We start from the raw sequence: 14694 nt of genomic DNA, 5'->3' as shown, positions 1-14694 counted from the left end.
TTATCCTGACAGTACTATTGCAGAAAAAAGTACGTCAATCCATAATTTGCCAAGCGACCGAGGAATCTGGCCGATTGCGCTTGTGCCCGCGATCGGCCAAACCAATACGGTCATATCCATCCGCCGAGACAAGTCATGCAAGCCGCAGCCCGACGACCTCGCACCAACCATCTCGACCTGGCGCAGCGCATCCTGGATGTGGCGCGCCAGCGCGGCTTCGAGCCTGGCGCGCGCCTGCCCGAACAGCAGATCGCCTCGCTGTGCAATGTCTCGCGTACGCCGGTGCGGGCGGCACTCAGCCTGCTCGCGGAACGGGGCGTCGTGCGCTGGGAGGCCGATACCGGCTATCATCTGGCGGTCGACCTCGCGGCGCAGCCGGCCATCGCCGCCGAGCTTCCGAGCGCGGAGGAGGATGATCTGGCCGAGGCGATCCTGCGCGACCGGTCGGCGCGGCGGCTGGACCAGACAGTGACCGCCGCGGCGCTGATGCGACGCTACAGTGCTGATCGCAAGACGGTACTAAAAGCGCTTAATAAACTGACAGAGGAGAATCTGCTGGACCGCGCGCCCGGCCAATCCTGGCTTTTCCGGCGCACGCCCGACGATCCCGAGGCGCAAGGCGAAAGCTATGAGTTCCGCTTGCTGCTCGAGCCGGCGGCGATCCTGACGCCGGGATTCCGGCTGGACGGCGCGCGGGCGGCGGCGTTGCGCCAGGGCATGGACGCTCTGTCGGCGTTGCCGGATGCCGCCTTCGACACGCGTGAGTTCCAGCGGCTGGACATGGATTTCCACGGCATGATCGCCGAGGGCTGTGCCAACCGGTTCATCGCCGACGCGCTGGCCGATCATCTGCGCCTGCGCCGGCTGCCGGGCATCTATGCCGGGGTCAACGTCTTCCGGCTGCGGCAGTCCTTGCTGGAACACCTGAACATACTCGACCATCTCGAAAGCCGGCAGTATGAGGTGGCTGCCGATCTGCTTCGCATCCACCTGCGGCTCTCCCGCAACCAGCGACCGCAAGCGGCCAGCCGCGGGGCGCCCGCCCTGTTCGGCATGATCAGCCGGCCGGAATGAAGAGGATTAATTGACGCGTAGAGCCAGCCCGACCATCGCGCTGTTTCCCGAAGCAAGCTTCGGCGCCGCGTTGAATTGCGTCGGCATCGCGCAGGCCTTGCGGGCGCGGGGCGCCCGGCCCGTCTTCATCTGCCATGCCGGTTTCTCCGGCGTCTTTGCCGACTATGGTTTCCAGGAATACCAGCTGCCGACCGATGAGCCGCTGAGCGACAGCGAGCGCCAGAGCTACTGGCAGGCTTTCGTGCGCCGGCACCTGCCGCATTTTAGGCTCAGTCCGATCGACCAACTCGAAACCTATGTCGCGCCGACCTGGCAAGCGATTGTCGACACGGCGGTCAATGCCGAGGCGCCGCTGCGGCAATTGCTGGCGCGGCTGAAGCCCGACGCGGTGGTGCTCGACAACGTCATCATGTTTCCGGCGATCGCCGCCGCCGGCTGCCGCTGGGTACGCGTCGTCTCCTGCGCCGAGACCGAGCTGCCGGACGCCGAAGTACCGCCCTACCTTTCCGGCATGGCTGCCGATGACCCGCAACGCGCGGCGTTCGAGGCGCGCTATCTCTCGGCCTCGGCGCCGGCGCATGACCGCTTCAACCGCTTTCGCGTGGATGCCGGCCTGGCGCCATTGCCCAAGGGCCTGTTCCTCGAGGCTTCGCCCGACCTCAACCTGCTGCTGACGCCGTCGATCGTGCGGCGCGAGCGGGCCAAACCGCTCGATCCCGCCCGATTCGTCTATCTCGAAGGCTGCGTGCGCTCGGAAGGGCCGTTCGAGGTGCCGGTGTTTCCGCGCAATGGCGGGCCGCTGGTCTATGTCAGCTTCGGCAGTTTAGGGGCCATGGATGTCGGGCTGATCGAACGCATGCTTGCCGTGTTCGACAGGCTGCCGGCGCGCTTCATTGTCAATGTCGGCGGCCTGCGCGACGCCTATCGCGCGGTGCCGGACAATGTCTATCTCGACGCCTGGTTTCCGCAGCCTTCGGTGGTGGCGAAGTCGGACCTGTTCATCCACCACGGCGGCAACAACAGCTTTTGCGAGGCGCTGCGCTTCGGCGTGCCGTCGCTGATCATGCCCTATTGCTGGGACGGACATGACAATGCGCGCCGAGCCGGCGAGACCGGCACCGGCGATCATATCGGCCGGGATGCCTGGACTGAAGGAGTATTGGAGAGAGCCATTCTCGGCCTGCTGGCCGACGACGCCATGCGCGCCCGCCTGAGGGACAATGCGGCCCAAATGGCGCTGCAACCCGGAACGGACGTGGCCGCGCAAGCCATACTCTCTCTGATACGGACTTGAACGACATGCTTGATAAGAACACGAATACCGCGACCAACGATCCCAGGGCCTGGTTGGCACAGCACGGCATCAACGAGGTCGAATGCCTGGTGCCGGACATGAACGGCGTGCTGCGCGGCAAGGCGCTGCCGACGGTCAAATTCCTCAAGGCGCTGGAAGACCGCGCGCTGTATCTGCCGAGCAGCGCCTTTCTCGTCAGCATCGACGGCCGCTATTCCGGCTCGATCGACGAGGGCTTTGCCTATTCGGATCCGGACATGCGCATGGTGCCTGACGTCTCGACGTTGTGCCTGGCGCGGGGCGCCGGGCCAGGGAAGGCGTATGTCTTCGCCGACGCCTTCCACATGGATGGCCGGCCATGGATGGCCTCGCCGCGGCATGTGCTGCGCGCCGTGCTCGATCTCTACCGCCGGCGCGGCTGGCGCGCGGTGGTGGCGCCGGAGGTCGAATTCTATCTGACCGCGCCCAACCCGGATCCGGACAGGCCGCTGATCGCGCCGGTCGGGGCGAATGGCCGTGCCGAGGGCGTGCAGCATCCCTATGACATGGCGGCGCTGGAAGAATTCGAGCCGGTGATCCGGCGCGTCTACGACTACGCCGCGGCGGCCGGCCTGCCGCTCGATACGCTGATCCATGAATCGGGCACGGCGCAGCTGGAGATCAACCTCCTGCATGGCGACGCGCTGCCATTGGCCGACCAGGTGCTTTTGTTCAAGCGGCTGACGCGCCAGGCCGCGCAGCCATGCGGCATGCATGCCACCTTCATGGCCAAGCCGATCGCGGCCCAGGCGGGCAGCTCGATGCATCTGCACATGTCGGTTGTCGATGAGGCGGGCAATGCGCTGTTTGCCAGCGACGATGATGCCGACACCGAGATGTTCGGCCATTTCATCGGCGGCCTGCAGACATATGTGCCGGAAATCATGCCGCTGTTCGCGCCCAATGTGAATTCGTTCCGCCGCATAAGGCCGAACCACAGCGCGCCGGCCAACATCGAATGGTCGCATGACAACCGCTCCTGCGGCTTGCGCGTGCCGGCCGGCGGCCGTTCGGCGCGGCGGGTGGAGAACCGTTTGCCGGGCGCCGATTCCAATCCCTATCTGGCGATCGCCGGCTCGCTGCTCGCCGGTTATCTCGGCGTCGAGCAGAAACTCGCGCGCTCGGCCGAAGCTTCGGGCAATGCCTACAAGATCAAGAGCACGCTGCCCAAGACCATGGAGGAGGCGCTCGATCGCTTCACCGCCTGTGAGCCGGTGCGCAAACTGCTCGGCGAGGATTTCTTCCAGACCTATCTGCGCGTCAAGAGCGTCGAGCTCGACCTGTTCCAGAGCGTGGTGACGAGCTGGGAACGCGATCACCTGCTGCTGAAGGTGTGATCATGGCATCTTCAACAGGTTTCAATTCCGGTCTCGATATCGGCAAATCCTACTATGTCGCCACCGCCAATCCGGCGCCGGACCATCCGGCGCTTGCCGGCGATGTCGAAGCCGATCTGGTTGTCGTCGGCGGCGGCTGCACCGGCTTGTCGGCTGCTCTTCACGCCGCCGAGCGCGGCCTGAAGGTGGTGCTGCTCGAAGGCGGCAGGATCGGCTGGGGCGCATCGGGGCGCAATGGCGGCCAGATGATCCCCGGCCTGCGCAAGGGCGCCAAAGGCCTGGTCAAGCTTTTCGGGCCGGAGCGGGCGAAGGTGCTGTTCGACCTTGCCTTCGAGGCACGCGGCCTGGTGATGGATATCATCGAGCGCCACGCCATCGACTGCGATCTCAGGCTCACCGGCCATCTGGTCGGCGCCGTCAACGGCTCCGATCTCAAGGATTTGGAGGAAGAGGCCAAGTGCCTCGACAGCGTGATGAAATTCCGCGACGTCGAGATCCTGTCGGCAGCCGACGCCCGGGCCAAGGTCGACACCGCATATGATGGCGCGATGTATGAGCCGCTTGGCGGCCACATGCATCCGCTGAACTACACGCTTGGCCTTGCCCGCGCGGCGGTGGCCGCCGGCGTCACCATTCACGAGAATTCGGTGGCGGTGAAGCTGGAGCGCGAGCCTTCGATCCGGGTCTCGACATCGAATGGCTCGGTGCGCGCAAAACATGTCGTGCTGGCGGGCGATGCGCTGCTCAATGGGCTGGAGCCGCGCGTCAACAGCCGCATCATGCCGGTCGGCAATTACATCGTCGCCACCGAGCCGCTGGAAGGCAAGCGCAACGTCATCCCGGCCAATGTCGCGGTCTCCGACACACGCTTCGTCGTCAATTACTATCGTATGTCGGCGGATGGACGGCTGCTGTTCGGCGGCGGCGAGCGCTACACGCCGTCGCCGCCGGCCGACATTGCCGGCTTCGTGCGGCCTCACATGGAAGCCACCTTCCCGCAGCTCAGGGGCTGCCGCATCGATCATGCCTGGGGCGGGCTGGTGTCGGTGACGACATCGCGGCTGCCGCATGTCGGGCACTATGGCGAGGTCTATTTCGCGCATGGCTATTCCGGCAAGGGCGTCATCCTGTCGACGCTGTCGGGCAAGCTTTTGGCCGAAGCCATCACCGGCGACGCCTCGCGGCTCGACCTGTTCTCGACGCTGACGCCGCTGCCGTTCCCCGGCGGCACGGCGCTGCGCGGGCCGCTCTATGTGCTGGGCATGCTGTGGTACGCGATGCGAGACAGGATCAAGCACTGAGGGTGCAAATATCGGAGGCTGGCCCGCCGGCGTTCGACCTCTTAGACCACAAAAAAATCCTCGATGCGCTGTCTGGCTCCAAGCAGCGCCGGCAGGATTTCCCGCTCCATCTCGGCGACGGTAAACCGCGCCGACTGGGTCGAGACGTTGATGGCCGCGACCGTGTTGCCAGCGCGGTCGCAGATCGGCACGGCGATGGAGCGCAGGCCGAGTTCCAGCTCCTCGTCGACGATGGCAAAGCCGTCGGCCTTCGCCTTGCCGATGGCCTCGGCCAGCAGCCCGATGTCGGTGATCGTCTTCGGCGTCCGTCTCTCGATGGTCGCCTGGTGCAGAAATTCGTCGAGTTCCTGCGGCGCTAGGCCGGCGAGCAGCATGCGCCCCATCGAGGTGCAATAGGCGGGCAGCCTGGTGCCGACATCGAGCGAGACGCTGAGGATGCGACGGCCAGGAATGCGGGCGACATAGACGACATCCTGGCCCGACAGGATCGCCGCAGAGCAGGCCTCGTTCAGCTGCGCGGCGACCGCGCGCATGATCGGCGCGGCGAAGCTCCACAGCGAGCCGCCACCGAGCCATGTGCGGGCAACGGCCAGCAGGCGCGGCGACAGCGAGAACACACGGCCGTCCTGGGTGGCATAGCCCGATGCGACAAGCGTCAGCAGGAAACGGCGGGCGCCGGCCCGGGTCAGGCCGGCTTGCTGGGCCATTTCGGTCAGCGTCATGCCGGAGGGGTGGCGGGCGAGGATCTCCATGACCGCAAGGCCGCGCTCGAGCGAGCCGACATGATCACGGGAAGCGGCTTCTTCGCCCATCTCACCTCCGCCAAAGGGTATCGACGCCCGGATTGACTCCATGACCTTACCCGGCGTAGAAAGTTTCGCATACAAAACATAAGTTCGCAATACGAACTTTTGGACCGGGAGTCGACGATGGTCAAGTTCCTGCCGCTCAAACAGGCCGTGGCCGAGAATTTGAACGATGGCGACTCCGTCGCCTTCGAGGGCTTCACCCACCTGATCCCGACAGCCGCTGCGCATGAGGCGATTCGCCAGGGGTTTCGCGACCTGACCCTGATCCGCATGACGCCGGACCTGATCTACGACCAGATGATCGGCATGGGCATGGCGAAGAAGATCGTCTTCTCCTATGTCGGCAATCCCGGTGTCGGCCTGCTGCGGCGCGCCCGCGATTCCATCGAGAACGGTTTTCCCCGGACGATCGAGGTCGAGGAGCACAGCCATGCCGGCATGGCCAACGCCTATGAGGCGGGCGCGGCCGGCCTGCCCTGCGCGGTGTTCCGCGGCTATCGCGGCGCAGGCCTTGCCGCGGTCAACCCGAACATCAAGTCGGTCACCTGTCCGTTCACCGGCGAGGTGCTGGCGGCCGTTCCCTCAATTCGGCCTGACGTCACCTTCATCCATGCGCAGAAGGCCGACAGGAAAGGCAATGTGCTGGTCGAGGGCATCATCGGCATCCAGAAGGAGGCTGTGCTGGCGGCCAGGCGCGCCGTGGTGACGGTGGAGGAGGTGGTCGACAATTTCGACGATCTGCACCCCAATCTGACCGTGCTGCCGCGCTGGACGATCGCGGCGATCTCGGTGGTGCCCGGCGGCTCGCATCCGTCCTATGCCCATGGCTATTACGCGCGCGACAACGCCGCCTATCTCGAATGGGACGCGATCGCCGCCGACCGCGAGAAGTTCCATGCCTGGATGCAGGCGAATGTCATCGAAAAGAGCGCCGACGATTTCGCTGGCCGCGTCGAGCATCTGAGGAAAGCTGCATGAGCGACAATCCGGGCTTCACCCCCAACGAGATGATGACGATCGCCGCCAGCCGCGCGCTGCGCAATGACGATGTCTGCTTCGTCGGCATCGGCGCGCCGTCCGCCGCCTGCAACGTGGCGCGGCTGACGCATGCGCCTGACATCACGCTGATCTACGAGAGCGGCACGATCGGCACCGCGCCTGACGTGCTGCCGCTGTCGATCGGCGATGGCGAATTGTGCGAGACCGCCGTCACCACCGTCGCGGTGCCGGAAATGTTCCGCTACTGGCTGCAAGGCGGCCGCATCTCGATCGGTTTCCTCGGTGCCGCGCAGCTCGACAAGTTCGGCAACATCAACACCACGGTCATCGGCGACTATGTCCATCCCAAGACAAGGCTCCCCGGCGGCGGCGGCGCGCCGGAGATCGCGACCTCGTCGAAGGAGATCTACATCACCATGGCGCAAACCAGGCGCGGCATGGTCGAGAAGATCGACTTCTTCACCTCCTTCGGCCATGGCGAGGGCGGCGATCACCGCAAGCGGCTGGGCATCGACACCGCCGGGCCGACACTGCTGATCACCGATCTCGCCATCTGGAAGCCGGACCCGGTGACCAAGGAATTCACGGTCGTGTCGCTGCATCCCGGCGTCACCCGCCAGCAGGTGCAGGACAGCTGTGGCTGGGTGGTTAAGTTCGCCGAGGCGCTTGACGAAACACCGGCGCCAAGCGAACTCGAACTCAATACATTGCGCGACCTGCAGGCCCGCACCAAGGCGGCGCATGGGGGAACCGGAAAAGCAAAGGCTGCATGACATGGCCGAGGCCTATATCTGCGACTACATCCGCACGCCGATCGGCCGCTTCGGCGGTTCGCTGTCCTCGGTGCGATCAGACGATCTCGGCGCCATACCGCTGAAGGCGCTGGTCGAGCGCAATGCCGGCATCGACTGGCAGGCGGTGGACGACGTCGTCTATGGCTGCGCCAACCAGGCCGGAGAGGACAACCGCAACGTAGCGCGCATGGCGCTGTTGCTGGCGGGCCTGCCAAAGGAAATCCCGGGTTCGACCGTCAATCGCCTGTGTGGTTCGGGCATGGATGCGCTGACCATTGCCGCGCGGGCCATCAAGGCCGGCGAAGCGGAATTGATGATCGCCGGCGGCGTCGAATCGATGAGCCGGGCGCCCTTCGTCATGCCCAAGGCCGACACGGCGTTCTCGCGCAATGCCGAGATCCACGACACCACCATCGGCTGGCGTTTCGTCAACCCGCTGATGAAGAAGCAATATGGCGTCGATTCGATGCCGGAGACGGGCGAGAACGTGGCAGAAGAATTCGCCGTTACCCGCGCAGCCCAGGACGCCTTTGCCGTGCGCAGCCAGGACAAGGCTGTCGCGGCGCAGGCCAATGGCCGCCTGGCCAAGGAGATCACCGCGGTGACCATCCCGCAGCGCAAGGGCGATGCGGTGGTGGTCTCGAAAGACGAACATCCACGCGCCGGCACGACGGTCGAGGCGCTGGCCAAGCTGCCGACGCCGTTCCGGCAGGGCGGCACGGTAACCGCCGGCAATGCCTCCGGCGTCAATGACGGGGCGGCGGCGCTGATCGTCGCCTCGGAGGCCGCGATAAAGAAATACGGCCTGGCGCCGATCGCCCGCATCCTCGGCGGCGCCGCCGCCGGCGTTGCGCCGCGCATCATGGGCATCGGCCCGGCGCCGGCGACGCAGAAACTTTGCGCGCGGCTTGGCCTGACGCCGCGACAGTTCGATGTCATCGAGCTCAACGAAGCCTTTGCCTCGCAAGGCATCGCCGTGCTGCGCCAGCTCGGCATTGCCGAGGATGCCGAACACGTCAACCCGAATGGCGGCGCCATCGCGCTCGGCCATCCGCTGGGCATGTCGGGCGCGCGCATCTCGGGCACGGCGGCGCTGGAGCTGCGCGAGCGCGGCGGCCGCTACGGCCTGGCGACGATGTGCATCGGCGTCGGCCAGGGCATCGCCATCGCGCTCGAACGGGCTTGACCGCCGCCTGCCGTTTGGCCAGCGAGAATCAGGGCTGGATTCGGCGTGTCGCCAAATTTGACCATGTGGACAAAAGTCCGGACCCGTTCCATAGTTCCCCGTCTGATTTTTAGAACGGCCGGCTCGACACGGCTGTCAAACAGAGGGGACTGCAATGGAAAACCGGAAGAACAAATCTTCGTCGACACGCGAAGGGATTTCGCGGCGCAATGTGCTGGAGCTCGGCGCGCTTGGCCTGGCAGCGGCCATGCTGCCGGGTGCGGCGTTCGCCAAGGACAAGAAGCTGAAGGTGGCGGCGATCTTCGCCACGCCGATCGAGGAGCCGTGGGACAACCAGATCCATGTTGCCTTGCAGAAAGCGGAGAAGGAACTCGGCATCGAATACAAATGGTCGGAAAAGGTGCAGACCGCCGACTTCAGCCGCGTCATGCGCGAATATGCGCAGGGCGGCTACCAGCTGGTGCTGGGCGACGCCTTCGCCGCCGAGCGTGAATCGCGCCGCACCGCAAAACAATTCCCGAAGACGGCCTGGCTGTTCGGTTCGGGCGCCGGTCCGGCCGAACCGAATTTCGGCGTCTTCGACAACTGGATCCATGAGCCCGCCTATCTCTCGGGTATGATCGCCGGCAAGATGTCGAAATCGGGCACGGTCGGCGCCGTCGCGGCGATGGGCATTCCGGAAGTGAACCGGCTGGTCAACGCCTTCTTTGCCGGCGCCAAGGAGGTCAATCCGAACGTCAAGAAGAAGGTCGCCTTCATCGGTTCCTTCTTCGATCCGCCCAAGGCCAAGGAAGCCGCGGTGGCGCAGATCGATGCCGGCGTCGACGTCATCTATGCCGAGCGCTTCGGCGTCATCGAGGCGGCGGTCGAGAAGAAAATCCTCGCCATCTCCAACATGTCGGACCAGTCGAGCCTCGGCCCCGACACGGTCATCACCGGCCCGGTCTGGGACATGTATCCGACGGTCGAACAGGCGATCAAACTGGTCAAGGCCGGCGTCTACACCGCGCAGGACTATGGCGATTTCTCGCGCATGGCCAAGGGCGGTTCGTATCTCGCCCCCTACCACAAGTTCGACAAGACGCTGCCGGCCGAGGTCAAGGATCTGGTCGAGAAGAAGAAGGCCGAGATCCTCGAAGGCAATTTCCGGGTGGATGTCGACGAGAACACACCGGTTTCGGATTGAGGCTTGCTTTGAGGGGTGGTGCTAAGCGCCCCCCTCTGTCCTGCCGGACATCTCCCCCTCAAGGGGGGAGATTGGCAGCTTCACCCGAGTCACTTTTCTTTCGACCTAGAAAAACTGGCGAAAGCCGAAAGTGACATCCAATCTCCCCCCTTGAGGGGGAGATGGCCGGCAGGCCAGAGAGGGGTGCAGCGCCACCCGATCAGTCAAAGCTGAATCGTAAAGCCAATTCCGATCAGGAGTATCCTTGCCGACGCCCGCCCCACTCATCGAAATGCGCGGCATCACCAAGAGCTTCGGCGCCGTCAAGGCGAACGAGGCTGTCGACCTCAGCGTCGCGCCCGGTGAAATCCTCGGACTGCTGGGCGAGAACGGCGCCGGCAAGACGACGCTGATGAATGTGCTGTTCGGCGCCTACGCGCCGGACGCCGGGGAAATCCTGATCCAGGGGCAGCCCGTGCGGATCACCAGTTCGGCCGATGCGCTGGCCGCCGGCATCGGCATGGTGCATCAGCATTTTCACCTGGCGCCACGGCTGACGGTGCTGGAGAACCTCTTGATCGGCATTCCCGGAAAATCGGGACGGATCGACCGCGCCGGCGGGCTGGCGCGGCTGGCCGAAATCGGCCGCCAGCATGGACTGACGCTCGATCCCGACCTGCCGGTCTCGGCGCTGTCGGTCGGCGAACAGCAGCGGCTCGAGATCGTCAAGGCGCTGTTTCGCGGCGCAAAGCTTTTGATCCTCGACGAGCCGACGGCGGTGCTGGCGCCGAGCGAGGTCGACGGGCTGTTTTCAGCGCTGCGCTCGATGGCGGCGCAAGGTCTCGGCATCATCTTCATCTCGCACAAGCTCAACGAGGTGCGGGCGCTCACCCATCGCTGCACGGTGCTGCGGCATGGCCGTGTCGCCGGCCGCGTCGACGATCCAGCCAACACCACGTCCGCCGCCATGGCGCAGCTGATGTGCGGCCACGAGATCGTGCCACCGGCCAGGGGGCCTTCGACGCCGGGCGAAGCGGTGCTGACGCTCGACGGCATTTCCACATCGAAGCACTCGGGCACGGCGCTGCGCGATGTGTCGCTTGCCGTCCGCGCCGGCGAAATCCTCGGCATTGCCGGCGTGTCGGGCAATGGCCAGCGGGCGCTCGCCGAAGTGATCTCCGGCGTGCGCGCGCCCGATGCCGGCTGGATGACGATCGCCGGCCAGACGGTCTCGCGGTTTTCGCCGCGCGAGGTGCAGGCGCTTGGGCTTGGCCGCATCCCGGAGGACCGCATGACCACGGGTCTGGTCACCAATTTGCCGCTTGCCGATTCCATGGTGCTGCCACGCATCGGTACCGCCGCCTTCAGCAGCAAAGGCCTGCTCAAGCCGGACGCGATCCGCACCTTCGCCGAAGAACAGATCAAGGCCTATGACATCAGGTGCCCTGGACCGATGACGCGTGCCGGGGCGCTGTCCGGCGGCAATCTGCAGAAGGCGCTGCTGGCCCGCGAGCTTGCCTTCGACCCGAAGGTTTTGATCGTCTCTCAGCCGACGCGCGGCCTCGACATCGGGGCTGCCCGCTTCATCCACGAGAAGTTCCTCGACATGCGCGCCAAGGGCTGTGGCATCATCGTCATCGGCGAGGATCTCGAAGAGCTGCTGGTGCTCTGCGACCGCATCGCGGTGATGTATGAGGGCCGCATCGCCGGCACGCTCGACAGTGCCGACGCGACGATCGCGCGGCTCGGCCTGCTGATGACCGGAGCGGAGGGCCACGGCTGATGTTTCGCCTGGAAGTGCGCAACTCAACGCCGACCTGGTTCAATCTTGCGCTTCCGTTGGTGGCGATCGCGGCGACGCTTGTCCTGTGCAGCGGCCTGATCGCGCTGGCTGGCGCTGGCGTGCTCGAATCTTACGGCGTGATGTTCACGGCCTCGCTCGGCGACAGCTACGCCATCACCGAAACGCTGGTGCGCGCCGCACCGATGATCTTCACCGGACTGGCGGTCGCCGTCGCCTTCCGCGCCAAATTCTGGAACATCGGCGCAGAGGGGCAATTGCTGGCCGGTGCCGTCGCCAGCTGCTTTGTCGGCGCCATTCCGATGCCGGGAGCGCTCGCCATGCTGTTGATGGCAATTGTCGGCGCCGCCGCCGGTGCCGCAGTCGCGTTGGTGCCGGCGACGCTGCGGGTCAAATTCAAGGTCGACGATGTCGTCAGCTCGCTGCTGCTCAACTCGGTCATCTACTACGCGCTGATGGCGCTGATCGAAGGGCCGTGGAAGGACAGCTTCAGTGGCTATCCGATCTCGCCGCCAATCGAGGATTCGGCCAATTTCCCGGTGCTGGTCGAAGGCACGCGGCTGCATCTGGGCGTCATCGTGGCGCTGATCGCAGCACCTCTGATCTGGTTCCTCATCGCGCGCACCACGCTTGGTTTCCGCATCAGGGTCACCGGCGAGAACCCGGAAGCCGCCCGCTACGGCGGCATCCCTGTCGAGCGTGTGCTGCTCTCGGCCGCGCTCATGTCCGGCGCGCTGGCGGGGCTCGCCGGCGTCGGCGAAGTCGGCGGCGTGCATTTCCAGGTGATGAGCGACATCTCGCCCGGCTACGGCTATTCCGGCATCGTCGTCGCCATGCTGGCGCGGCTCAATCCGCTGGGCGTGGTGCCGGCGGCGATCTTCCTCGCCGCCGTAATGACCGGCGCCGAGGCGATGTCGCGCGCGACCGGCGTGCCGGCGTTCCTCAGCGACGTCATCCAGGGCACCGCCTTGCTCGCCATGCTGGTGGCCCTGCTGTTTACAGCCTATCGCATTCGCCGTGTGGGGGCCGCCCGATGAGCGCGGTGCTGGAACAGATCTTCCAGGTCGGCTTTTTGGCCGCCATCATCCGCATCGCCACGCCGCTGGCCTTCGCCACGCTCGGCGAAATGTTCTCCGAGCGCGCCGGCGTGCTCAATCTCGGCATCGAAGGCATCATGCTGCTCTGCGCCATGACTGGCTTCACCGCCACCAGCCTCAGCGGCAGCCTGTGGCTCGGCGTCCTGGTGGCGGTGCTGACCGGGATGCTGATGGGCGCGCTGCATGCGCTGTTCACCGTGGCACTGGGCCTGAGCCAGCATGTCTGCGGCATCGGCGTGACTTTGTTCTCGTCGGGCCTTGCCTATTTCCTCTACCGGCTGATCTTCGGTCAGCAATCGGTGCCGCCTGCCATCAAGGGCTTTCAGACGCTGCCGATCCCGGTTCTATCGGACATTCCGGTGCTCGGGCCGGCGGTGTTCAACCAGTTCGCGCTGGTCTACATGGCGATCATCGCCATACCGCTCGCGGCCTTCGTGCTTTACCGCACGCCCTGGGGCCTGTCGGTGCGCATGGTCGGTGAGAACCCGCGCGCCGCCGATTCGGCCGGCGTCAGCGTCATTGCCACGCGCTTCCAGGCCGTCATCCTCGGCGGCGCCCTGATGGGGCTGGCCGGCGCCTTCCTGTCGATGGCGCAGTTCAACGCCTTCACCTTCGGTGTCGTCTCCGGACGCGGCTGGGTGGCGATCGCGCTGGTGGTGTTCGGCCGCTGGGACCCGTGGCGCTCGGCGGGCGCGGCACTGCTGTTCGCCTTTGTCGATGCGCTGCAGCTGCGCATGCAGGCGAGCGGACTCGGGCACATCCCCTACGAGGCGTTTCTGATGCTGCCGTTCATCTTCACCATCGTCGCGATGGCGGTGATGTCGCGCAACGCGGTGGCGCCGTCGGCGTTGTTGAAGCCGTTTCGCAGGGAAGAGCGGTAGCGAGGCCCTTCTCCTGGAAAGCTCACATCGCCGTAAAACCATTGTCGACGAACAGATGCGCGCCGTTGACGAAGCTCGATTCGTCGCTGGCCAAATACAGCGCGGCCTTGGCCACCTCTTCCGGCTCGCCGATGCGGCCCTGCTGCGCAGCCAGTGCCGCGTCGGAGACGTCGACGCCGAGCTTGCCGAGGTCGGCGACCTCGCGCAGGCCGTGCGGTGTCCTGATAAAGCCGGGGCAGACGGCGTTGCAGCGGATGTTGCGGTCGCGGAACTCGACGGCAATGGCGCGGGCGAACATGTGGCAGGCGCCCTTGGTGGTGTCGTAGAGCACTTCGTTCGGTGTCGCCGCCACCGCCGAGATCGACGAGGTGCAGACGATCGAGCCGCCGCCCGCCGCGATCATGCCGGGCAGCACGGCGCGCGTCATCAGGAACATCGAACGCACATTGACGGCATGCAGCCAGTCCCATTCCTGCACGGTCGTCTCCAGGAACGGCTTTATCACGATGGTGCCGGCGTGATTGAACAGCACCGTGACCGGGCCGAGTTTTTCGGTCGCGCCCTTCACTGCCGCCTGAACCTGCGCCTCGTCGGACACGTCGGCGACAAAATGCTCGGCGACATGGCCGCGTGCACGGATTGCCGTCGCGGTGGCGGCGGCTGCCTCGCCATTGCGGTCGATGATCGCCACCTTGGCGCCTTCAGCCGCGAACAGTTCCGAGGCCGCTCCGCCCATTCCCGTCGCGCCGCCCGAAATGATGGCAACCTTGCCGGCCAGTCTTTCGCCCATTTTTATTCCCCTGTTCGATCCAGTTCGCATTTGCTTGTCGGGGGATGCTACCGCGCCCGCACAAGGCGGCCAATGGACCAATTGGGTGCAGCGGGAACAAGGCCATAGGTCCATTCGGACGCGCCCG

Annotated in this window: 13 protein-coding genes; 11 read left to right on the top strand and 2 right to left on the bottom strand. The window is 65.5% G+C overall.

The annotated features are described in order from the left end of the window. The first annotated feature begins 135 nt into the window (after positions 1–135). Genes CK228_RS19460 through CK228_RS19445 form a run of 4 tightly spaced genes read left to right on the top strand, consistent with a single transcriptional unit; the run spans position 136 to position 5045 of the window. Positions 136–1074, top strand: coding sequence for a GntR family transcriptional regulator (locus CK228_RS19460; protein WP_095774724.1), 939 nt, complete (start codon positions 136–138; stop codon positions 1072–1074). Between the two features lie 10 nt (positions 1075–1084). Then, the gene (locus CK228_RS19455) at positions 1085–2368 is read left to right on the top strand and encodes a glycosyltransferase (RefSeq protein ID WP_095788887.1); all 1284 of its coding nucleotides are present in this window, start codon (positions 1085–1087) and stop codon (positions 2366–2368) included. Positions 2369–2373: 5 nt separating this feature from the next. Beyond that, positions 2374–3744, top strand: coding sequence for a glutamine synthetase family protein (locus CK228_RS19450; protein ID WP_095788886.1), 1371 nt, complete (start codon positions 2374–2376; stop codon positions 3742–3744). Between the two features lie 2 nt (positions 3745–3746). Further along, the gene (locus CK228_RS19445; RefSeq protein ID WP_179295976.1) at positions 3747–5045 is read left to right on the top strand and encodes an FAD-binding oxidoreductase; all 1299 of its coding nucleotides are present in this window, start codon (positions 3747–3749) and stop codon (positions 5043–5045) included. A gap of 41 nt (positions 5046–5086) precedes the next feature. Here CK228_RS19445 and CK228_RS19440 read toward each other — a convergent pair whose 3' ends face one another. Then, positions 5087–5857, bottom strand: a complete 771-nt coding sequence (locus CK228_RS19440) for an IclR family transcriptional regulator (protein ID WP_095788885.1) — start codon at positions 5855–5857, stop codon at positions 5087–5089. Between the two features lie 117 nt (positions 5858–5974). Between CK228_RS19440 and CK228_RS19435 the strand changes: the two genes are divergently transcribed. The 7 genes from CK228_RS19435 (at position 5975) to CK228_RS19405 (ending at position 13777) form a co-directional block, all read left to right on the top strand. Beyond that, complete coding sequence (locus CK228_RS19435; protein ID WP_095774720.1) at positions 5975–6832, top strand: CoA transferase subunit A; 858 nt, start codon at positions 5975–5977, stop codon at positions 6830–6832. Next, complete coding sequence (locus CK228_RS19430) at positions 6829–7626, top strand: CoA-transferase subunit beta (RefSeq protein ID WP_095788884.1); 798 nt, start codon at positions 6829–6831, stop codon at positions 7624–7626. The genes CK228_RS19435 and CK228_RS19430 overlap by 4 nt, the downstream gene beginning before the upstream one ends. Before the next feature lies 1 nt (position 7627). Then, a complete protein-coding gene (gene pcaF, locus CK228_RS19425) occupies positions 7628–8833 on the top strand; it encodes a 3-oxoadipyl-CoA thiolase (RefSeq protein WP_095789036.1) in 1206 nt (401 codons plus the stop codon). Positions 8834–8987: 154 nt separating this feature from the next. Then, positions 8988–10019, top strand: coding sequence for a BMP family protein (locus CK228_RS19420; protein WP_095774718.1), 1032 nt, complete (start codon positions 8988–8990; stop codon positions 10017–10019). 271 nt (positions 10020–10290) lie between these two features. After that, on the top strand, positions 10291–11781 hold the full coding sequence (locus CK228_RS19415) for an ABC transporter ATP-binding protein (protein WP_095788883.1): 1491 nt from the start codon (positions 10291–10293) through the stop codon (positions 11779–11781). Beyond that, the gene (locus CK228_RS19410; protein ID WP_095788882.1) at positions 11781–12836 is read left to right on the top strand and encodes an ABC transporter permease; all 1056 of its coding nucleotides are present in this window, start codon (positions 11781–11783) and stop codon (positions 12834–12836) included. The genes CK228_RS19415 and CK228_RS19410 overlap by 1 nt, the downstream gene beginning before the upstream one ends. Continuing rightward, positions 12833–13777: an ABC transporter permease gene (locus tag CK228_RS19405; protein WP_095788881.1), complete on the top strand. Its 945-nt coding sequence runs from the start codon at positions 12833–12835 to the stop codon at positions 13775–13777. Before CK228_RS19410 ends, CK228_RS19405 begins: the two co-directional genes overlap by 4 nt. Positions 13778–13799: 22 nt before the next feature. Here CK228_RS19405 and CK228_RS19400 read toward each other — a convergent pair whose 3' ends face one another. After that, positions 13800–14567: an SDR family oxidoreductase gene (locus tag CK228_RS19400; RefSeq protein WP_095774714.1), complete on the bottom strand. Its 768-nt coding sequence runs from the start codon at positions 14565–14567 to the stop codon at positions 13800–13802. Positions 14568–14694: the final 127 nt, after the last annotated feature.

The sequence above is a fragment of the Mesorhizobium sp. WSM4312 genome (genome assembly GCF_002294875.1).
GTDB lineage: Bacteria > Pseudomonadota > Alphaproteobacteria > Rhizobiales > Rhizobiaceae > Mesorhizobium.
The sequence above is the reverse complement of the archived record's forward strand: the minus strand, read 5'-3'. Positions and strand labels throughout refer to the sequence as shown.